This is a genomic window from Dyella lutea (genome assembly GCF_024158035.1).
Classification (GTDB): Bacteria; Pseudomonadota; Gammaproteobacteria; order Xanthomonadales; family Rhodanobacteraceae; genus Dyella_A; species Dyella_A lutea.
This window is the reverse complement of sequence record NZ_JAMZEK010000002.1, coordinates 702,473-721,577: the sequence shown is the minus strand read 5'-3', so window position 1 is coordinate 721,577 and position 19,105 is coordinate 702,473. Positions and strand designations below refer to the sequence as shown.

Annotated in this window: 23 protein-coding genes and 1 pseudogene; 6 read left to right on the top strand and 18 right to left on the bottom strand. The window is 68.2% G+C overall.

The genetic code is table 11. From position 1 onward, the window contains the following. Positions 1-14 precede the first annotated feature (14 nt). Complete coding sequence (locus tag NC595_RS10780; RefSeq protein ID WP_253566307.1) at positions 15-551, bottom strand: glycine zipper 2TM domain-containing protein; 537 nt, start codon at positions 549-551, stop codon at positions 15-17. Positions 552-733: 182 nt separating this feature from the next. Here NC595_RS10780 and cysS point away from each other — a divergent pair, with 182 nt between their 5' ends. Then, on the top strand, positions 734-2,101 hold the full coding sequence (cysS, locus tag NC595_RS10775) for a cysteine--tRNA ligase (protein WP_253566306.1): 1,368 nt from the start codon (positions 734-736) through the stop codon (positions 2,099-2,101). A gap of 124 nt (positions 2,102-2,225) precedes the next feature. Continuing rightward, positions 2,226-2,666, top strand: a complete 441-nt coding sequence (locus NC595_RS10770; protein WP_253566305.1) for a SufE family protein — start codon at positions 2,226-2,228, stop codon at positions 2,664-2,666. Between the two features lie 73 nt (positions 2,667-2,739). On the opposite strand, the gene arsH is transcribed toward NC595_RS10770, so the two are convergent. From arsH to dksA, 6 genes and pseudogenes are all read right to left on the bottom strand, one after another. Continuing rightward, a complete protein-coding gene (gene arsH / locus NC595_RS10765) occupies positions 2,740-3,435 on the bottom strand; it encodes an arsenical resistance protein ArsH (protein WP_425493116.1) in 696 nt (231 codons plus the stop codon). 29 nt (positions 3,436-3,464) lie between these two features. Continuing rightward, positions 3,465-4,529: an ACR3 family arsenite efflux transporter gene (gene arsB, locus NC595_RS10760; protein ID WP_253566304.1), complete on the bottom strand. Its 1,065-nt coding sequence runs from the start codon at positions 4,527-4,529 to the stop codon at positions 3,465-3,467. Between the two features lie 28 nt (positions 4,530-4,557). After that, on the bottom strand, positions 4,558-4,980 hold the full coding sequence (gene arsC / locus NC595_RS10755) for an arsenate reductase (glutaredoxin) (RefSeq protein WP_253566819.1): 423 nt from the start codon (positions 4,978-4,980) through the stop codon (positions 4,558-4,560). A 108-nt stretch (positions 4,981-5,088) separates the two neighbouring features. Continuing rightward, positions 5,089-5,499: pseudogene (locus NC595_RS10750) on the bottom strand (arsenate reductase ArsC); the annotation flags it as partial. Continuing rightward, positions 5,496-5,846, bottom strand: a complete 351-nt coding sequence (locus NC595_RS10745; RefSeq protein ID WP_253566303.1) for an ArsR/SmtB family transcription factor — start codon at positions 5,844-5,846, stop codon at positions 5,496-5,498. The pseudogene NC595_RS10750 and the gene NC595_RS10745, both read right to left, overlap by 4 nt. Positions 5,847-5,943: 97 nt before the next feature. Continuing rightward, complete coding sequence (dksA, locus tag NC595_RS10740; RefSeq protein WP_253566302.1) at positions 5,944-7,089, bottom strand: RNA polymerase-binding protein DksA; 1,146 nt, start codon at positions 7,087-7,089, stop codon at positions 5,944-5,946. Positions 7,090-7,213: 124 nt separating this feature from the next. Between dksA and yidD the strand changes: the two genes are divergently transcribed. Beyond that, complete coding sequence (gene yidD / locus NC595_RS10735; protein WP_253566301.1) at positions 7,214-7,492, top strand: membrane protein insertion efficiency factor YidD; 279 nt, start codon at positions 7,214-7,216, stop codon at positions 7,490-7,492. Positions 7,493-7,578: 86 nt separating this feature from the next. After that, positions 7,579-8,100 (top strand): DUF4339 domain-containing protein, encoded by a 522-nt coding sequence (locus NC595_RS10730; RefSeq protein WP_253566300.1) that lies wholly within the window; start codon positions 7,579-7,581, stop codon positions 8,098-8,100. 20 nt (positions 8,101-8,120) lie between these two features. On the opposite strand, the gene folE2 is transcribed toward NC595_RS10730, so the two are convergent. The 7 genes from folE2 to efp form a co-directional block, all read right to left on the bottom strand. Continuing rightward, complete coding sequence (gene folE2, locus NC595_RS10725) at positions 8,121-9,074, bottom strand: GTP cyclohydrolase FolE2 (protein WP_253566299.1); 954 nt, start codon at positions 9,072-9,074, stop codon at positions 8,121-8,123. A gap of 119 nt (positions 9,075-9,193) precedes the next feature. Then, the gene (locus NC595_RS10720; RefSeq protein WP_253566298.1) at positions 9,194-10,042 is read right to left on the bottom strand and encodes a squalene/phytoene synthase family protein; all 849 of its coding nucleotides are present in this window, start codon (positions 10,040-10,042) and stop codon (positions 9,194-9,196) included. Then, positions 10,039-10,716 carry a phosphoglycolate phosphatase gene (gph, locus tag NC595_RS10715; protein WP_253566297.1) on the bottom strand — a complete coding sequence of 226 codons (678 nt, stop codon included), beginning with the start codon at positions 10,714-10,716 and terminating at the stop codon, positions 10,039-10,041. The genes NC595_RS10720 and gph overlap by 4 nt, the downstream gene beginning before the upstream one ends. Beyond that, on the bottom strand, positions 10,713-11,423 hold the full coding sequence (gene ubiG, locus NC595_RS10710) for a bifunctional 2-polyprenyl-6-hydroxyphenol methylase/3-demethylubiquinol 3-O-methyltransferase UbiG (protein WP_253566296.1): 711 nt from the start codon (positions 11,421-11,423) through the stop codon (positions 10,713-10,715). The genes gph and ubiG overlap by 4 nt, the downstream gene beginning before the upstream one ends. 22 nt (positions 11,424-11,445) lie before the next feature. Further along, positions 11,446-11,709 (bottom strand): YciI family protein, encoded by a 264-nt coding sequence (locus NC595_RS10705; RefSeq protein ID WP_253566295.1) that lies wholly within the window; start codon positions 11,707-11,709, stop codon positions 11,446-11,448. Beyond that, complete coding sequence (locus NC595_RS10700; RefSeq protein WP_253566294.1) at positions 11,706-13,037, bottom strand: TRZ/ATZ family hydrolase; 1,332 nt, start codon at positions 13,035-13,037, stop codon at positions 11,706-11,708. Before NC595_RS10700 ends, NC595_RS10705 begins: the two co-directional genes overlap by 4 nt. A 137-nt stretch (positions 13,038-13,174) precedes the next feature. Then, entirely contained in the window at positions 13,175-13,744 is a 570-nt protein-coding gene (gene efp, locus NC595_RS10695; RefSeq protein ID WP_253566293.1) for an elongation factor P, read from the bottom strand. A gap of 85 nt (positions 13,745-13,829) precedes the next feature. Between efp and epmB the strand changes: the two genes are divergently transcribed. Both epmB and NC595_RS10685 read left to right on the top strand, forming a co-directional pair. Further along, on the top strand, positions 13,830-14,837 hold the full coding sequence (gene epmB, locus NC595_RS10690) for an EF-P beta-lysylation protein EpmB (RefSeq protein ID WP_253566292.1): 1,008 nt from the start codon (positions 13,830-13,832) through the stop codon (positions 14,835-14,837). Between the two features lie 136 nt (positions 14,838-14,973). After that, positions 14,974-17,019 (top strand): GGDEF/EAL domain-containing response regulator, encoded by a 2,046-nt coding sequence (locus tag NC595_RS10685; protein ID WP_253566291.1) that lies wholly within the window; start codon positions 14,974-14,976, stop codon positions 17,017-17,019. Positions 17,020-17,109: 90 nt separating this feature from the next. Here the strand turns inward: NC595_RS10685 and rplS are convergent, their stop codons facing one another. Genes rplS through rpsP form a run of 4 tightly spaced genes read right to left on the bottom strand, consistent with a single transcriptional unit; the run spans position 17,110 to position 19,095 of the window. After that, positions 17,110-17,493, bottom strand: a complete 384-nt coding sequence (gene rplS / locus NC595_RS10680) for a 50S ribosomal protein L19 (protein ID WP_063671932.1) — start codon at positions 17,491-17,493, stop codon at positions 17,110-17,112. 18 nt (positions 17,494-17,511) lie between these two features. Beyond that, positions 17,512-18,285, bottom strand: a complete 774-nt coding sequence (gene trmD / locus NC595_RS10675) for a tRNA (guanosine(37)-N1)-methyltransferase TrmD (RefSeq protein ID WP_253566290.1) — start codon at positions 18,283-18,285, stop codon at positions 17,512-17,514. A gap of 37 nt (positions 18,286-18,322) precedes the next feature. After that, positions 18,323-18,838, bottom strand: coding sequence for a ribosome maturation factor RimM (gene rimM, locus NC595_RS10670; protein WP_253566289.1), 516 nt, complete (start codon positions 18,836-18,838; stop codon positions 18,323-18,325). 2 nt (positions 18,839-18,840) lie between these two features. After that, positions 18,841-19,095, bottom strand: a complete 255-nt coding sequence (gene rpsP / locus NC595_RS10665) for a 30S ribosomal protein S16 (RefSeq protein ID WP_017462793.1) — start codon at positions 19,093-19,095, stop codon at positions 18,841-18,843. Positions 19,096-19,105: the final 10 nt, after the last annotated feature.

Here is a 19,105-nt window from a genome sequence, read left to right as displayed (position 1 = left end):
GCTTCGGACCGGGCTCAGTCGGCCGGCTCGACGCTGACGCGCACCCGCAGGCGCTCGCCGGGGTCGTAGCTCAGGCGCGATACGTAGACCTCGCCGCGATAGCGGTATTCCACGTCATAGCTGGTGATGCGGCGCTGTTCGCTGACCTGGCTGACCTCGCGACAACGGGTCTCCGTGGTCTGGTATTCCGAACCGCTGCCTGCCGCCCGGTGGCCGATGGCGCCGCCAGCCACGGCGCCGGCCACGGTCGCCGCCTTGCGGCCATCGCCCTTGCCGATGGTGTTGCCGAGCACGCCACCCACGATGGCACCGAGCACGGTGCCTGCGGTGGTGTTGCCGCCCTCGCGGCGGACCACCGGCTGGTCGTAGCACTGCTGCTGCGGCGCCTCGGTGCGCACGACCGAGTAGTTGGGGTCCACGCGCAGCACGTCCGCCCAGCCGTAATGCGTGTTGTCGTCGCCCCCCTGCGGCGGCGGCCCGTAGCGATCCTGGGCATGCGCGGCACCGAACATCAGGGTCAGTGCCAGGGCGGGGAGCAACATCTTGTTCATACGAACTCCGGAGGGAGAGGTTCTCTGGGCCCAGTGACAGGCCGTTGCATTCGAACAAATTCACACTGAATCGACGCTTAGAACCCCGGCCCGCGCCCGGCCCGGCTTAGCGCTTGTTAAGATGCCCGGCCGATCACCGTCCGGCGACCCTGCCGGACGCCCGCCCCGTGGATGCACCGCCGATGCCGATTTCGCTCTACAACAGCCTGAGCCGCCAGGTCGAACCGTTCGCGCCGCTCGATCCCGAGCGGGTGACGATGTACCTTTGCGGCCCGACCGTGTACAGCTACGTGCACATCGGCAACGCCCGCGGCCCGGTGGTGTTCGACGTGCTGGTACGGCTGCTGCGCCGGCATTACCCGAACGTGGTGTACGCCCGCAACATCACCGACGTGGACGACAAGATCAACGCCGCCGCGCTTGAGCAGGGCGTGCCGATCAGCGCGATCACCGACCGCTTCGCCGCCGCCTACCGTGAGGACATGGCCACCCTCGGCATCGCCCCGCCGGACATCGAGCCGTACGCCACCGCACATATCGGCGAGATCGTCGCGATGATCCAGACGCTGATCGCCAGCGGCCACGCCTACGAGGCCGAGGGCCACGTGCTGTTCGATGTCGCCTCCTATGCCGCCTATGGCGCGCTGTCCGGCCGCGATACCGAGGAGATGATCGCCGGCGCCCGCGTCGAAGTGGCTCCGTACAAGAAGAACCCGGTCGACTTCGTGCTGTGGAAGCCGTCAACGCCGGAGCTGCCGGGCTGGGACAGCCCCTGGGGCCGCGGCCGCCCGGGCTGGCACATCGAGTGCTCGGCGATGAGCGCGGCCCACCTGGGCGAGACCATCGACATCCACGCCGGCGGCGTCGACCTGCAGTTCCCGCACCACGAGAACGAGATCGCCCAGTCCACCTGCGCCCACGGCGGCAAGGTCTTCGCCCGCTGGTGGCTGCACAACGGCATGCTCACCTTCGGCGGCCGCAAGATGTCCAAGTCGCTGGGCAACGTGCTGCACGTTCACCAGCTGCTGCAGCAGCACCCGCCGGAAGCGCTGCGCCTGCTGCTGATGCGCGGCCACTACCGCCAGCCGCTGGACTGGTCCGACCAGGCAATCGCCCAGGCGGTCAGCACGCTGGACGGCTGGTATCGCGTGCTGCGCGATCTCGGCGATGTGGCCGTGGAAGGCGACCTGCCCGTGCCCTCTACCGTCGAGGCTGCGCTATGCGACGACCTCAACACGCCGCAGGCGCTGGCCGAGCTCGCCACGCTGGCCGACGCCGCCCGCCAGACGGGCACGCCGGAGGCCAAGGCCGCCCTGCTCGGCGGTGGCGCCCTGCTCGGCCTGTTGCAGCAGGATCCTGAAGCCTGGTTCCGCCATGGCACCGATACGGTCGATGCCGGCCGGGTCGAGGCCTTGCTGGAAGAACGCCGTGCCGCCCGCGCCGCCAGGGACTTCGCCCGTGCCGATGCGATCCGCGCCGAACTGACCGCGATGGGCGTGGTGATCGAGGACGGCGCCCAGGGCACGCGTTGGAGCGTCGCCAAGACGTGATTCATGTAGGAGCGCACCCTGTGCGCGATGGCTTTTCTTCACGCCGCGAAAGAGCATTCGTGCACAGGGTGCGCTCCTACGGCGGTGGGTCGCTTCGCGCCGGCGTGGGGGCGATAATGGCGGGATGACAGAAACGACCGCCACCGCTCACGACGCCCAGCAGCAGATCGCCGAGGAATTCGGCTTCTTCAGCGACTGGACCGAGCGTTACCAGTACCTGATCGACCTCGGCAAACAGCTGCCGGCGTTCCCCGAGGCATCCAAGACCGACGACTGGCGCGTGCATGGCTGCCAGTCGATGGTCTGGCTGGTGCCGAGCGGCGATGCGGCGAAAATGCACTTCGACGCAGCTAGCGATTCGGCGATCGTCTCCGGCCTGCTCGCATTGCTGCTGCGGGTGTATTCGGACCGCTCCGCGGCGGACATCGTGGCCACCGAACCGGAGTTCATCCAGGCAATCGGCCTGGCCAAGCACCTGTCGCCCACGCGCTCCAACGGCCTGGCCGCCACGCTCGCCAAGATCAAGAGCTACGCCGCAGCCGCACTGGGCTGCCCCACCCTGTAGGAGCCCGCTCGCGGGCGATGCCTTTTGCTCTGGATCGCCACCAAAGCCAGAAGCATCGCCCGCGAGCGGGCTCCTACAGCCTGGCGAGGACGGTTTCGGACACGGGCCGGTCAGTCTCCCGGCGTTCCGAGTAACGGTCGACCAATTGAGCCGCATGGGGCCGAAGCAGCACGGTGAAGCGCACCAGCTCCTCCATCACGTCGACGATGCGGTCGTAGTAGGCCGACGGCTTCATCCGCCCGGCCTCGTCGAACTCCTGCCAGGCCTTGGCCACGCTGGACTGGTTGGGGATGGTGAACATGCGCATCCAGCGCCCGAGCAGGCGCAGCGTGTTGACCGCGTTGAACGACTGCGAGCCACCGGACACCTGCATCACCGCCAGCGTGCGGCCCTGGGTCGGACGTATCGCGCCGATCGACAACGGCAGGTGGTCGATCTGCGCCTTCATCACGCCGGTGATCTGGCCATGCCGCTCGGGACTGCACCACACCTGCCCTTCGGACCACAGCGAGAGCTCGCGCAGTTCGCACACGGCCGGGTGGTCGTCGGCGCCGGGCTGGTCGGGCCACGGCAGGTCGGAGGGATCGAAGATGCGCGTTTCGGCACCGAAGAACCGCAGCAGCCGCGCCGCCTCTTCCACCGCCAGGCGCGAATACGATCGCTCGCGCAGCGAGCCGTACAGCAGCAGGATGCGCGGCGGCGGCTGGTCCGCGCCCAGCCCCAGCGCGGGGCGACGATGCGCGAATTCCGGATGCAGCGCGGGCAGCAGATCGGGATCGGTCAAGCTGCGCAGCCGGCTCACGCTTGCGTCTCCGCCGTCACCGGAAAACGTGACTGCATCGCCCGCGCCGCGTGGACCAGCGCCAGCAGCACCGGCACCTCCACCAGCGGACCGATCACCGCGGCAAACGCCACCTTCGACGCCAGCCCGAACGCGGCGATCGCTACTGCGATAGCCAGCTCGAAGTTGTTGCCGGCGGCGGTGAACGCTACCGCCGTGGTGCGCGGGTAGTTGGCACCGACGAAGCGGGCCATCGCAAAGCTCACCGCGAACATCACCACGAAGTACACCACCAGCGGCAGCGCCACGCGCAGCACGTCCAGCGGCAGGGCGAGCAGCTCGCCGCCCTTGAGGCTGAACATCGCCACGATGGTGAACAGCAGCGCCACCAGCGTGATCGGCCCGATCCGCGGCAGGAAGCGCCCGGCGTACCATGCCTCCCCCTTGGCGCGGATCAGCACGCGCCGGCCCAGCCAGCCCGCGGCGAACGGGATGCCGAGATACACCAGCACCGCGCCGGCGATGGTGGAAAACGCCACCGGCACGACCTGCCCCGCGAGCCCGAACACCGGCGGCAGCACGCTCAGGAAGAACCACGCATACGCGCCGAAGGTGAGCAACTGGAAGATCGCGTTGAACGCCACCAGCCCGGCCACGTACTGGTTGTCGCCGCCGGCCAGCTGGTTCCACACCAGCACCATCGCGATGCAGCGCGCCAGGCCGATCAGGATCAGCCCGGTCATGTATTCGGGCTGGTCGCGCAGGAAGATCACCGCCAGCGCGAACATCAGCAGCGGCCCGATCACCCAGTTCTGCAGCAGCGACAGCCACAGCAGGCGGCGGTCGGCGAACACCCGGTGCAGCTCCTCGTAGCGCACCTTGGCCAGCGGCGGATACATCATCAGCACCAGGCCGATGGCGATCGGGATGTTGGTGCTACCCACGCTCATGCGGTCAAGCGCCGCCGGCAGCTGCGGGAACACCGAGCCGAGCAGCACGCCCAGTGCCATCGCGGCGAAGATCCACACGGTGAGGTAGCGGTCGAGAAACGAGAGGCGAAGGCGCGGGGCGGCGGCGGTCATCGGTGAATCCGGAAAGAGTGAAAAGCCATCAGCCGACGCGACGGCCCTGCGCATCGAGCACCGCCTCGCCGTCCTCCTTGACGAAGGCGCCGCGCGGACGCATCGGCAGCAGGTCGAGCACGCGCTCGGACGGCCTGCACAGCGCCACGCCCAGCGGCGAGACCACCAGCGGGCGGTTGAGCAGGATGGGATGGGCCTCCATCGCGTCGAGCAGTGCGTCGTCCAACAGCGTGGTGTCGTCCAGCCCCAGCTCGGCGTACGGCGTGCCCTTCTCGCGGATCAGCGCGCGCAGCGGCTCGCCGGTGCGTGCGGCCAGTTGGGCCAGCAAGGCGCGGCTGGGCGGGGTCTTCAGGTACTCGATGACGTGCGGCTCGAACCCGCAGTGGCGGATCAGCGCCAGCGTGTTGCGCGAGGTGCCGCAGGCGGGGTTGTGGTAAATCGCCACGTCCAGCGGTGCCGTGGCCGGGCTGGCGCCTTCGGCGCGGCCGATCTGCTGAAGCTGGGCGCGCAACGACTCGCGCTCCAGCCCGGCCAGCGGCAGGGCCGTAAACGCGCGGATCCGGTTCGCCAGCAAGCGGAACGCCGTGTGGAACGCCTGCTCGCGCTGCTCCGGCGTTCCGGTGGCGGCGGCCGGATCCTCGATACCCCAGTGGGCGGTCATCGGGTGGCCCGGCCAGATCGGGCAGACCTCGCCAGCGGCGTTGTCGCAGACGGTAAAGACGAAATCCATGACGGGTGCATCGGCGGCGGCGAACTCGTCCACGTTCTTCGAGCGCAGGCCGTCGACCGGATAACCCGCTTCGCCCAACACCTTGAGCGCCAGCGGGTGTACCTCGCCCTTGGGCTGGCTGCCCGCCGAGAACGCGCGGAAGCGCCCCGCACCGAGCTGGTTGAGCAGGCTCTCGGCCAGGATCGAGCGCGCCGAGTTGCCGGTACACAGGAAAAGAACGTTGAAGATGCGATCGGTCATCGGGAAGCCTTGGCAGGAGGGCAGCAGGCCAGCTCGGCCAGCAGCGGTTGGCACAGTTCGGGATGCGCGCTGCAGCAGTCGCGCGCGAGGTACACCATCAGCGCGCGCAGGGCGTCCAGCCGGGCGCGGTAGACGATCGAGCGGCCCTGCCGCTCGCCCTCGACCAGGCCGGCGCGCGCCAGCACGGCGAGGTGCGCGGAGAGGGTGTTCTGCGGCACATCCAGCGCCGCGGCCACATCGCCGGCCGGCAGGCCGTGCGGCTCGTGGCTCACCAGCAGGCGGAACACCGCCAGCCGGGTCGACTGGGCCAGCGCGGCAAGCGTATCGAGTGCGATCGACTCATCCATATTTCTAGAATCATGGATATTTGAACCGGACGCAAGCGCCGAAACGACGAAGCCCCGCCGGAGCGGGGCTTCGTGCCGATGCCGGAGTGACGGCGGATCAATCGCCCATCTGCTTCTGCAGGTGCTCGCGGCGCTCCTGCGCATCGAGCGAGAGGGTGGCGATCGGGCGGGCGTCGAGACGATCGACGCCGATTTCCTCGTCGGTCTCCTCGCAGTAGCCGTAGCGACCTTCCTCGATCCGGCGCAGCGCCTTGTCGATCTTGGAGATCAGCTTGCGGTAGCGGTCACGGGTGCGCAGTTCGAGCGAGTTCTCGGTCTCGCGCGTGGCGCGCTCGGCTTCATCGCCGACATCACGAACCTCGTCACGCAGGTTCTCCATCGTCTGGCGCGACTCCTCCACGAGCTGGTCACGCCAGTCGCGAAGCTTGTTGCGGAAGTACGCCAGCTGCCGCGGGCTCATGTACTCCTCGTCGGCGGAGGGGCGATAGCCCTTGGGCAGATCGATCGTGACGCTGGCGGGCAGCGCGTAGCGCCCGTCTTCCTTCGTCACGCCATGGTCGGTATTGGCTGCAGCTTTATTCATTGAGGACGGCTGGGACTTCTGTTTCTTGGGAGGAGAATGACTGATGGTAGCCGTTGCCACCTTCGGAGTCGCGATCGCGGTGGCGCTGGCCACCTTGCCCGCGGGCGCCGGCGCCACCTTCGGCGCTACCGGAGCCGGCTTGGCGACCACGGGTGCCGGCTTGGCCGGAGCGGCCTTGACCGGCGCCACCTTGGCCGCCGCCTTCTTGGCAGCTATCGGCTTGGCGGCTGCCTGCTTGACGGCCTTCTTCGCCGCCGTGGCCGGCTTCACCACCTTTTTTGCCGAGACTTTCTTGGCCAGGGCAGGCTTCGCAACTACCTTCCTGGCCGGTGCCTCTTTCGCCACGACCTTCTTCGCGGCCGCTTTCTTCACCACGACGTTCCTGGCGGGCACCTTCTTCTCAGGCGCCTTCTTCGCCGGAGCCGCCTTCTTGGCGGTCACGGGCTTTGCCGCAGCCTTTTTCGCTAACGGCTTCTTCTGCGCAGGCTTCTTGGCTGCGACCTTGGCTTTTCCGGCAACGGGCTTGGCGACGGTCCGGGACGCGCCACGCGATGTGGCCGCGACGGGCTTCGCTTTCCCTGTCTTGGTGGACTTCGCCGTGGCCGCAGGCTTGTTCTTCTGCGCCTTGGTGGCGGTCGAACTACGCGTGGTTTTCGCCATTTCCCTTCACCGTTTTGGCCGTGGCGGCCGGGTGTTATAGCCCATGTGCCTTACACCAGCAAGCGAGCTTTCTGGAATACTGGACCATTACAGACCACCAGCCGCTTCGGCCGCGTGAAGTGCCTTGACCCGATTCCTGCTTCTTTTGCTCCGCCTGTACAAACGCTGGCTAAGCCCCCTGCTGGGACAACGCTGTCGCTTCTACCCCAGTTGCTCGGATTATGCACGGATTGCCCTGGCGCGCTTCGGACCGCTGCGGGGCAGCATCCTCGCCGCATGGCGCATCGCCCGTTGCCAGCCGCTGTGCTGCGGTGGCGAGGACCCGGTACCGGAGACGTTCGAACTGCGCCGATGCCGCCACCGCGTCACCACCGGCACCGACGACTCCCGCCCGGTTCGCTGAGTGAACGTCCGGACCAGCAAGATGCACGAGTCATCCGTCACGCCCACGCCCCCGTCGCCCCGGCAAGCACCGGGGCCGTGTTGCTGATGTCACCGACCTCGTGGCACTACCAGGACGGCCAGCGCGCGGTGGGGCCGGTCGACGAGAAGGTCATCCGGCGGCGCCTGAGCGAGGGCCGGATGCAGGCCGGCACCCTCGTGTGGTGCGAGGGCATGTCCGGTTGGGCGCCTGTCGAACAGACCTTGTTTGCCGCCGATGTGCCCCTGCGAATCGCACCGGCCTCCGTTCCAGTGAGCCCTGCCGTGGCCTGGCTGATCGCCTGCCTGCCACTTGCGCTGTCGCTGCTGTCGCAAGTGCCGGGCTCGGGACTGATCGGCATGGTGGCCTACATCGCGCTGGCGCTGCATGACCGCCGACAACTGCAACGCGCGGGTCGCCCGTTGCCTCATGCCGGGTGGTGGCTGATCCTGCTCGGTGGCGTGGGTGCGCCGGTCTACCTGTCCCTGCGCGCAGGCATGCTCGGCGACCGGCGCGACTACGTGCTGGTCAGCCTGCTCGCGATCGCGTTGTTCTTCGTGTTCGCGCTGTGGGGCGACACACCGGCCTGAGCCCTGCTGCGATCGCAGGTTCAGAGCGGGCCGCTGCCGAAGCCCCCGGGCACGCCCTTGCTGGCGTAGGCCACCGCATCGTGCGGATGCAGGCTCTCCTGATGCTCTACGCGCACGTGGAAGTCGGCCAGGCGCTCATCGGACTCGAGTGCTCGCTGGATACGGCGGGCGGCATCCTCGCAGAACATCAGGTTGCCGCCGTTGGCGAGCGCGAAAGCCTGTTCGTCCTCGCGCTTCACCGCTGTCTGCACCGGCGTGCCGAGCGCGCCTTCCACACGATCAAGCGTACCGAGCAGATCGAACGACACGCCATCGTTCAGCCGCACCAGCAGCCGCGCGACGCTGCGCTGGGCGTGGGGGGTGGCGACGATACCCTGCTCGCTACCGAGCCAGGCCATCACGGCCGCATGGTCGATCGGCTGGTCGGCGGCGAAATCCTGGGTGAAGCGCTCCTGGATCAGCTGCCGCGACAGGGCTGCCGAGGCCGGACAGGTCGAGGAATAGACCACCTCGGTACCCAGCTCCAGCCCGAAACCGTCCGGCCCGAGGCTGGCCTCGACCGACACCGGGTAGCTGCGCCAACCGCTGTTGCCACTGCGCAGCGCAGCCCGACGCACCAGCGCATCGAAGCGGATGCTCAGGCGCGCGTGGTCGGAGAGATCCTTGTGCGACTCGAGGAAGGCCTGCAACAGGGCTTCCAGCCCCTTCGCGCCGAGCGGCTCGCTACCGCCGAGATGGCGATCGACCAGCAGATACAGGCGCGACATGTGGATGCCGCGTTGGTCCGGCCGGGTCAGGTTGACGAAGGCACCGACCTGGGCGCTGGCACGCTGCACCTCGCCGTCACCGGCATCGAAGCGGACCGGCACCTCGATGCCATCCATGCCGACCCAGTCGAGCGCACCGGCCAGGTGCGGCTGGGCCTGATGGGCGACATCGGGCATCAGGCGGGCGGTGTTTTCGTGACTGTGCATGGGGAGACATCCTGGAACGGGCTGCGAGCGCACTCGCGTGGAACTGCCAATGTAGGGGCGGGATCGCCCGTCGCAACAGTTGCGACGGGGAAACGCTGCGTCCTGCGGCCGGTGCCGACTCAGCCTTCGCTGCGGCGCCAGCGGCGTGCGGCACGCCACGCCGCCAGGGTCAGCCCGAAGCCGCTGCCAGGCAGGCCGCGCTGCAGTGTTGCCAGCGGGTCGCCGGCACGCGCCGCCGCCTTCGCCAACCGGATCGACTCGCGAGCCTCCAGCGTGCGGAACATGCCGAGCGGGCCGGCAAGCGCCATCGCCTCGCGCCACGCCGCCGCGAGATCGCCAAGCTGGGCGCGCAGTGCCTCGGCGCGCGCCTCGCCTGTCGCGCGCAGATCGGCGCGCGACAGGCCGAAACGGGCCAGCCGCGCCATCGGCAGCGGCAACCGGTCGCGTTCGGCATCGTCCTGCAGGCGACGCAGGGCGTGGCACAGGTGCGCCAGCACGGCCACGCGACCCGCTCGCCGCGGATCGGCATCGATACCGAACCACCATGCGGTCTCCAGTGCGGCCAAAGCGCCGTGCAGCGGCTCGGCGGCAACCAGCTGCGCGCCGAAATCGGCCGCGGTACCGGCCTCCAGCTGCGCGATCGCCGCGCGCACCGGAGCCAGCCACAGTTCGGCCGGCAACGCCTGCGCGCGCTCGTCGTCGAACAGCACCTGGGTCAGCGGATGACGCCCGCCGCCCTGCGCCGCCCCTGCCAACTCCTCGGCCCACCAGTTGAGCTTGACCGCCGCCACCTGCGGCTCGCGGATGCCGTACGCGGCGGCCAGCAGCTCCTGCTCGAGCGCGGCCAGCGCGATGTGCCCGGCATGACGATGCGGATCGACGAACACCAGCGCCACGCGCTGCTGCGGCTGCACCGCCAGCCACTTGTCGACATAGCTCTGCAGAGGGCCGTGCGGCGCCTCGCTCATGCGGAGACCTCCAGCGCCAGCAGGCGGAGAAGCTGCGCGGGATGATCGATCACCGCGTCGGCCTGCCACGTGTCCGGATCGCCGCCGTCGAGGTAGCCCCAACGGACGGCTACGGTGTAGAGCCCGGCAGCGGCCCCGGCCTGCACGTCGCGGCGATCGTCGCCGACGAACAGGCTGCGCGACGGGTCGATCCCCGCGGTATCGCAGGCCAGCCGCACCGGCGCTGGATCGGGCTTCTTCACCGGCAGCGTGTCGCCCGAGACCACCGCGGAGGCACGCGCGGCCCAGCCGATGCGGGCCAACAGCGGATCGGTCAGGAAGCCCGGCTTGTTGGTCACCACGCCCCAGCGGATGCCCCGTCGCTCCAGCGCGGCCAGCAGCGCCTCGACGCCGTCGAACGCATGGGTGTCTTCGGCGACCGCCTGCTCGTAAAGCGCGAGGTAGCGCGGCACCAGCGCCTCGACCGCAGCCTCGCCGCGATCGCCGAACGCGCAGCGCAGGATCGCCCGCGAGCCGCGCGAGACCACCTCGCGCACGGGCGCGAAGTCCGGCGGTGCGACCCCCTCTTCGGCGCACTGGCGGGCCAATGCGGCGTAAAGATCCGGCGCACTGTCCAGCAAGGTACCGTCGAGGTCGAACAGCACGCCCTCGACGCGGTCGGGCAGGGTCTTCATGCCGGCTTGCGTGCGCACAGCAGGTAGTTCACGGCGGTGATGCGGCTGAGCCACGCCTTGCGGGTCAGCGGGTTGTAGCCGAGCCCGGAAACGTCCTCCAGTTCCAGCCCGGCGTGGCGAAGCAGCCGCGCCAGCTCGGACGGCTTGAGGAACTGCGCGTAGTGGTGGGTGCCGCGCGGCAGCATGCGCATCAGGTATTCCGCCCCGAGGATCGCCGCGCCAAAGGCGACCGGGGTGCGGTTGAGCGTGGACATGAACAGCCTGCCGCCGGGCTTGAGCATCGTCGCCAGGTCGTTGACCAGCGCCTCCGGGTCCGGCACGTGCTCGATCATCTCCATGCAGCACACCGCGTCGAAGCAGGCCGGCTCGGCCGCCGCCAGCTCCGCCGAGGACTGCACACGGTAGTCGACCGCGAGGTTCGATTCGTACAGGTGCAGCCGGGCGATCTCGATCACCTTCTCGCCGAGGTCGATGCCGGTGACCTGCGCACCGGCCGTCGCCAGGGCTTCGCTGAGCAGGCCGCCGCCGCAGCCGACGTCGGCCACCTTCGCGCCCTTAAGGACGACGCGATCGGCGACGTAGGCCGCGCGCACCGGGTTGAGGTCGTGCAGCGGTCGCGATTCGCCGTCCGGATCCCACCAGCGGTCGGCCAGCTTGTCGAAGCGGGCGATCTCCTCGGGGCTGACGTTGGCGTGCATGGTCGGCATGGTGAAGACTCCCGGCGTGCGCTCAGCGCGCCTGCCACTCGTGGATGGTGATGTCCCAGCCGCCGCTGGTGCTGGCCGGGTCGCGGTCGACGATCGCCTGCGCGGCGGCGAGATCGTCGGCATGGATCAGGTAGGCGCCGCCGCTCTTGTCGGCGAACGGCCCCGAGCGCTCCAGCACGCCCTGCGCGCGCAGCGCCTCGAGGAACGCCCGGTGGGCCTCGATCGCCGCCGGATCGACCACCGGACGGCGCTTGAGCAGGACGAGATACACCGGCTTGTGGCTCATACCGCGGCGATCCGCTCGCGCCACTGGCGGGTACGGGCCAGCATGGCTTCCAGATCCATCCCGACCAGCTCGCGCCCGGCCAGCTTGCGGCGGCCGGCGATCCACACGTCGGTGACCTGATGGCGACCGGTGGCGTAGACCAGCTGCGAGGCGACGTGGAACAGCGGCTGGGTCTCCAGGTCGCTCAGCCGCACCGCGGCGAGGTCGGCCTGCTTGCCCGGCTCGATCGAACCGATCAGCTCCTCCAGCCCCATCGCGCGGGCGGCGTTGAGCGTGCCGGCCCGCAGTGCCGAGGCGGCATCGAATGCAGCGGCGTCCTGCGCCACCGCCTTGGCCAGGATCGCCGCGGTGCGCATCTCGCCGAACATGTCCAGGTCGTTGTTCGAGGCGCAGCCGTCGGTGGCGATCGCCAGGTTCACGCCGGCGCGGCGGAACTTCTCCGCCGGGCAGAAGCCCGAGGCCAGCTTGAGGTTGGATTCCGGACAGTGCACCACCGAGACGCCAGCCTCCGCGCAGGCGGCAATCTCGCCATCGGTCGCCTGGGTCATGTGCACGGCGATCAGGCGATCGTTGACCAGCCCCAGCTTCTGCATGCGCTGGAACGGACGCAGGCCGCTCTTCTTCTTTTCCTCCTCCACCTCGTGCGCGGTCTCGTGCAGGTGCAGGTGGACCGGGATGTCGAGCTGGTCGGCCAGCACGCGGATGCGCTCGAAGCTGGCGTCGGACACGGTGTATGGCGCATGCGGCGCGAACGCGGTACCGACCAGTGGATCGCCAAGGAAGCTGTCGTGCACCTCGGCGGCGCGCTCGAAGTACTCGTCCTGGGTCTTCGCCCAGGCGGTGGGGAATTCGATCACCGGCAGGCCGACCAGGGCGCGGAAGCCCAGCTTGCGGTAGGTGGCGCCGATCGCATCGGGGAAGAAGTAGTTCTCGTTGGCGCAGGTGGTGCCGCCGCGCAGCATCTCGGCCACCGCCAGCTCCACGCCGTCGCGCACGAACTCCGGGCCGATCACCTTCGCCTCGGCCGGCCAGATGTGCTCCTGCAGCCAGGTCATCAGCGGCAGGTCGTCGGCCAGGCCGCGCAGCAGGGTCATGGGGTTGTGCGTGTGGCTGTTGATCAGGCCGGGAATCAAGGCGTGCTCGCCCAGCTCCACCCGCTCGCGCGGCGCGTAGGTGACGCGCGCCTCGGCGATCGGCAGCAGCGCCACGATGCGGTCGGCATCCACCACCACGGCATGGCGTTCAAGCACGACGGCATGCGGCTCCACCGGCACCACCCAACGGGCCTCGATCACCAGGTCGACGGGTTGCGGGGGCGTGACACTCATCTTCACCTCACTGTGCGGGATGGGCAGGCGGTCATGGCCTGCGCGATTGATGCAAAACGGTTCGATGCAAAAACGAGAAAGGGCGGTACCTCGCGGCCCCCGCCCCTCTCGTCGATCACCTGGCGGGATCGAACGGCTTACTTGCCGACGCGGCTGACGTACTCGCCGGTGCGGGTATCGACCTTGATCACCTCGTCCGTACCTACGAACAGCGGCACGCGGACCACCGCGCCGGTCTCCAGGGTGGCCGGCTTGCCGCCGCCGCCGGAGGTGTCGCCACGGACGCCCGGATCGGTCTCGGTGATCTTCAGCTCGACGAAGTTCGGCGGCTGCACGGCGATGACCTCGCCATTGAACAGGGTCACCACGCACTCCTCCTCGCCCTTCAGCCACTTGGCGGCGTCACCCACGCCGACCTTGTTGGCCTGGTGCTGCTCGAAGGTTTCCTGCTGCATGAAGTGCCAGTACTCGCCGTCGGAGTAGAGGAACTGCATGTCGGTGTCGACCACGTCGGCGACCTCGAACGAGTCGGACGACTTCATCGTCTGCTCGGTGGTGCGCCCGGTCTTCAGATTGCGGATGAAGATGCGGGTGAACGCCTGGCCCTTGCCGGGCTTGATGAAGTCGGCGTCGGTGATGACCCACGGGTCGTTGTTGTGGAGGATCTTCATCCCCTTCTTGACGTCGTTCAGACCAGCGGTGGCCATGCAGTGCGCTCCAATCGAAGAATCCGCCCGTATGAGCGGCTAAAATGATCAATCACCCGGGCTTACGCCCGATACAGGGCCATACATGATAACCGCAAGCCCCGGCACCCGCATAACCCCGGCCGGCGACTGGCGCCAGCAGTGGCGCGATGCCGTCACCGACCCGCGCGAGCTGCTCGCCCTGCTGGGGATGGAGCATATGGCTGACCGGCTGCCGGAGGCGGACGCCGGGTTCGCCCTGCGCGTACCCAGGGCATTCGTGGCACGCATGCGTCCAGGGGACGCCGATGACCCGCTGCTGCTCCAGGTGCTGCCGCAACTGGCAGAGCTGGATTGGGTGGAGGGCTACGCTACCGACGCGGTCGGCGACCTGGCCGCCCGCGAGGCGCAGGGCGTACTGCACAAATATCAGGGCCGCGCCCTGCTGATCGCCAGCGGCAGTTGCGCGATCAACTGCCGCTACTGCTTCCGGCGGCACTTTCCCTACGGCGAGGAAATGGCGGCCGCGGGTCAATGGCGCCAGGCGCTGGACCATCTCCGGCGCGACCCGGGGATCACCGAGCTGATTCTCTCCGGCGGAGATCCGCTGGCACTGTCCACCCGCAAGCTGATCGAGCTGACGGACGGCCTGGCGGACCTTCCCCAGGTCAACCGCCTGCGCCTGCACACACGCCTGCCGGTGGTGCTGCCCGACCGGATCGACGGGCCCCTGGTCGGCTGGCTGTCCACCCTGCCGCTCCAGAAGGTGGTCGTGCTGCATGCCAACCACGCCCGCGAGGTCGACCGCGGCGTGGCCGAGGCCTGCCGCCGTCTGCGCGAGGCGGGCTGCACCCTGCTCAACCAGGCCGTGCTGCTGCGCGGGATCAACGATCATTCCGCGGCGCTGGCCGAGCTCTCCGAAGCACTGTTCGCCATCGGCGTGCTCCCCTACTACCTGCACCAGCTCGACCGGGTGCAGGGAGCCGCCCATTTCGAAGTGGACGACGCAAGGGCGCTCGCCCTGATGGACGATCTGCGCGGTCGCCTTCCCGGTTATCTGGTGCCGCGACTGGTTCGCGAGGTGCCCGGCGCACCCTCAAAGCTGCCGTTGTGAGCACCCGGTCGCCACACCATGGCCCCTCCCCGCTGGCGGCCATCGCGGGAATCCGTTACAACCGTTGGGAGTGCGCCAGGATTGGCGCGCGTCGGTCGCAGCCGGCCGGCGCATCCCAGAACCGACCGATGTGTCCATGAAAAAAGATTCCGTGATCAAGATCCTGTTCGTCGAGGCCTCGGTGGAGGACGCCGAACAGATCATCAGCCTGCTCCGCAACGGCGGCATCGCCGTGCGACCGGCACGAGCGACGAACCCGGAGGAAATCCAGGCTGCACTGGACGAACTGGTCCCGGACATCGTGCTGTACGACCCGGCACCGGCAAAGTTGCCGCTGCGCGACGTGGCGCAGCAACTGGAGGCACACGGCCGCGACCTGTCGCTGGTCGTGCTGGTGGCCCAGGTCGACAACCAGACGGTCGCCGATCTGTTCAACACCGGTGTACGCGGCATTGCCATCCGCAGCCAGCCCCGGCAGATGATGACCGTCCTGCAGCGCGAGCACGAGGCGCTGCAGACGCGCCGCCAGGTGCGCCTGCTGGAGGCCGCGCTCCGGGAATCCGAGCGTCGCGCCGACGCCCTGCTCGACTCGTCGACAGATCCCATCGCCTTCGTCCACGACGGCATGCATGTGCGCGCCAACAAGGCGTACCTGGAAACCTTCGGCTACGACGATTTCGACGACCTGCTCTGCCTGCCGGTACTCGACCTGATCAGCAGTGCCGACGCCGAACCCTTCAAGAACCTGCTGCGCAGCCACGCCCGCAACGAAAAGGCCGCCGCGCATATCGATCTTCAGGCACGCCGCTCCGACGGCAGCAACTTCCAGGCGACGGTCGAGTTCGCTCACGCCACGTTCGAGGGCGAGCCCTGCCTGCAGATCGTGTTCCGACGCCAGCAGATCGATCCGCAGCTGATCCAGCAGCTGCATCGCGACCCGGTCACCGGCCTGTACAACCGCGCACGCACACTGGAGAGCATCGACGACGCGGTCACCGCCGCCGCCAAGGGCACCAAGGGGCAGAGCCTGCTGCTGATCGAGCCGGACAACTGGCAGTCGCTGCTCGACAGCGTGGGGATGGGCAAGGCCGACGAGCTGATGGCGGCCTTCGCCAACCGCGTCAGCGCCGGCGTCGGCGACGACGACGTGGCCGGCTTGCTCTCCGAGCACACCATCGGCGTGATCCTGCGCAACCGCAATGACGAGTCGGTCAAGCAGTGGATCAGCGACCTGCAGGAGCGCATCGCCAGCGAGATCTTCGACCTCGGCTCGCAGTCGATCGCCGTCTCCGCCAGCGTCGGCGGAAGCCTGCTCGGCGAGAAGAACGCGAACGCCGAGCTGCTGCTCAACCAGGCCGGCCAGGCGCTGCGCAACGCACTCAGCCAGGGCGGCGGCAAGGTCGAGCTGCACGATCCGGCCGCCCGCGAAAAGGCCGACGCCGAGCGCGATCGCTACTGGCTGCAGTTGCTCCAGCACGCCCTCGCCAACAACGGCTTCGTGCTCTACCACCAGCACACCATCAGCCTGCAGGACGCCGAGGGCGAGTATTCGGAAATCCTGTTGCGCATGAACGGACCACAGGGCGAGGTCCTGCCCGGCTTCTTCATGCCGATCGCGGAAAAGCACGGCCTGACCACTTCGATCGACCGCTGGGTCCTGGCCAAGGCCATCGAGACGCTGCGCGCCCGCGATGGCCAGGGCATCAAGACCACGTTCTTCGTGAAACTCACCGCCGACTCCATCCAGGACGGCACCCTGCTGGCCTGGCTTGGCGAACAGCTGCGCAGGGCCGGCCTCAAGAACGGCCAGATCGTGCTGGAGATGACCGAGAGCAAGGTGGTGACGCTGCTGCGCCCGGCACAGGAATTCGTTACCGGCTGGAAGAAACTGGGGGGTCGCTTCGCACTGGAGCAGTTCGGCTCCGGGCTCAACTCGTTCCAGTTGCTCAACCACGTCGACGCGGATTACCTGAAGATCGACCGGTCCTACATGGCACAGCTGCCGCAGCACCCGGAAAACCAGAAAAAGATCGCCGAGATCTGCCACCACGCGCGCGAGCTGAAGCGATTCACCGTGGCCGAGTGGGTGGAGGACGCCAGCAGCACGTCGCTGTTGTTCGCCTGCGGCGTGGACTTCGTACAGGGCAACTTCCTGCAGGAACCGCAACGCCTGGTCGACTGAGGCCCACCGTCCCCGACGCCTTTCGCGAGACACGAAAAAGCCGCGGAGGCAGGCCTCCGCGGCTTTTCGACTCGCCCTGCGTGAGCGGACTTACTCGGCGGACTTCGCAGCCTTCGCAGCGGCAGCCGCAGCGATGTCTTCCTTGATGCGCGCAGCCTTGCCCTCGAGATTGCGCAGATAGTACAGCTTGGCGCCACGCACCTTGCCCTTGCGCTTGACCTGCACCGACTCGATGGTCGGGCTGTGCGCCTGGAACACGCGCTCCACGCCGGTGCCGTGCGAGATCTTGCGCACGGTGAAGGCCGAATGCAGGCCGCGGCTGCGCTTGGCGATGACGACGCCCTCGAACGCCTGCACGCGCTCGCGGTTACCTTCCTTCACCTTGACGTTGACCACCACCGTGTCGCCGGGGCCGAATTCCGGCAGCTGGCGGGTGATCTGCTCGGATTCGAACTGTTCGATGATCTTGTTCATGGCAACACCTGTGTCGATTCAATTACCGCGGTCTGCGACGGCCGCTTCGTGGTGCCGCAGATAGTCGCGGCGGAATTCTTCCAACAGCACGGCGGACTCTGCATCCAGCTTCCGTCGCGCCAGCAGATCGGGACGTCGCAACCAGGTTCGTCCCAGCGACTGCTTGAGGCGCCAACGGCGGATGGCCGCGTGATCGCCGGACAACAGTACCGCCGGCACGTCACCCAGTGCGTCATGCACCGGTTTCGTGTAGTGCGGACAATCCAGCAGGCCGTCCGAGAACGAATCCTGCTGCGCCGACTGCGCGTCGTTCAACGCGCCGTCCTGCAAGCGACCCACCGCGTCGATGACCACCGCGGCGCCCAGCTCGCCGCCAGACAGCACATAATCGCCGATGGAAAGCTCCTCGTCGACCTCGTGCGCCAGCAGACGCTCGTCCACTCCTTCATAACGTCCGCAGAGCAGGGCGATCCGCGGCATTTTCGCCAGCGACACCACCCGGTCCTGCGTCAGCCGCGCTCCCTGCGGACTGAGATAAATCACATGCACCGGCTCCGGTGCCGCCTCCCGCACCGCCCTGAGGGCCGCACGCAAGGGCTCTATCAGCATCACCATACCGGGTCCGCCGCCGCAGGTGCGGCCGTCAACGGTGCGGTAATTGTCGGTGGCGAAGTCGCGCGGGTTCCAGGTTTCCACCTGCAGCAGCTCACGCTGCTGCGCGCGTCCCACGACACCGACCGCGGCGCACTGGCGCATGAAGTCGGGAAACAGCGTGACGACGTCGATGCGCATCAGGATCCTCCGGTCGGCGGCCAGCGTGGCGCGGGCTTCAGAACTCGGGATCCCAGTCCACCACCATGCGCCCGGCTTCCATATCCACCAAACGCACGTAATTGCCCTGGATGAAGGGAACCAGCCGCTCGCGCTCGCCGTCCCTCACCACCACCACGTCGTTGGCCCCGGTCGCGAACAGGTGACTGACCCGTCCGAGCGCCACGCCTTCGGTGGTGACGACCTCAAGCCCTTCGAGGTCGACCCAGTAGTACTCGTCCTTGCCGGGTGGCGGCAGCAGCTCGCGGGCAACATGGATGTCCTTGCCCACCAGCGCCGCAGCCTGTTCGCGGGTGTCCACATCAGGCAGGTGGCAGATCAGCCCCTTGCCCTGCGGACGCCCCTTGATACCCGACACCTCGACCACTTCGCCCGGCGCCGTGGAGAGCTGCCAGGGCTGGTAGTCGAAAATCCGCGTGCGGGGCTCGGACCAGGATTCGATCTTGAGCCAGCCCTGCACCCCGTACAGCCCGACGATGCGTCCCATCAGGACGCGCCGACCGGCTTCAGCCATGCTCAGGCAGCCTGCTGCTTGCCGGCTTCCTTGACCAGGGCGGCGACCTTGTCGGTCAGCTGGGCACCCTTACCCACCCACTCGTTGACGCGCTCGACATTGAGCTCGAGGCGCTTGTCCTTGCCGGACGCGACCGGGTTGTAGAAGCCCACGTTCTCGATGCTGCGGCCGTCGCGCTTGCTGCGCTGGTCGGTCACGACGATGTGGTAGAACGGACGGCCCTTGGCGCCACCGCGCGAAAGACGAATCTTGACCATAGTAAAAGCT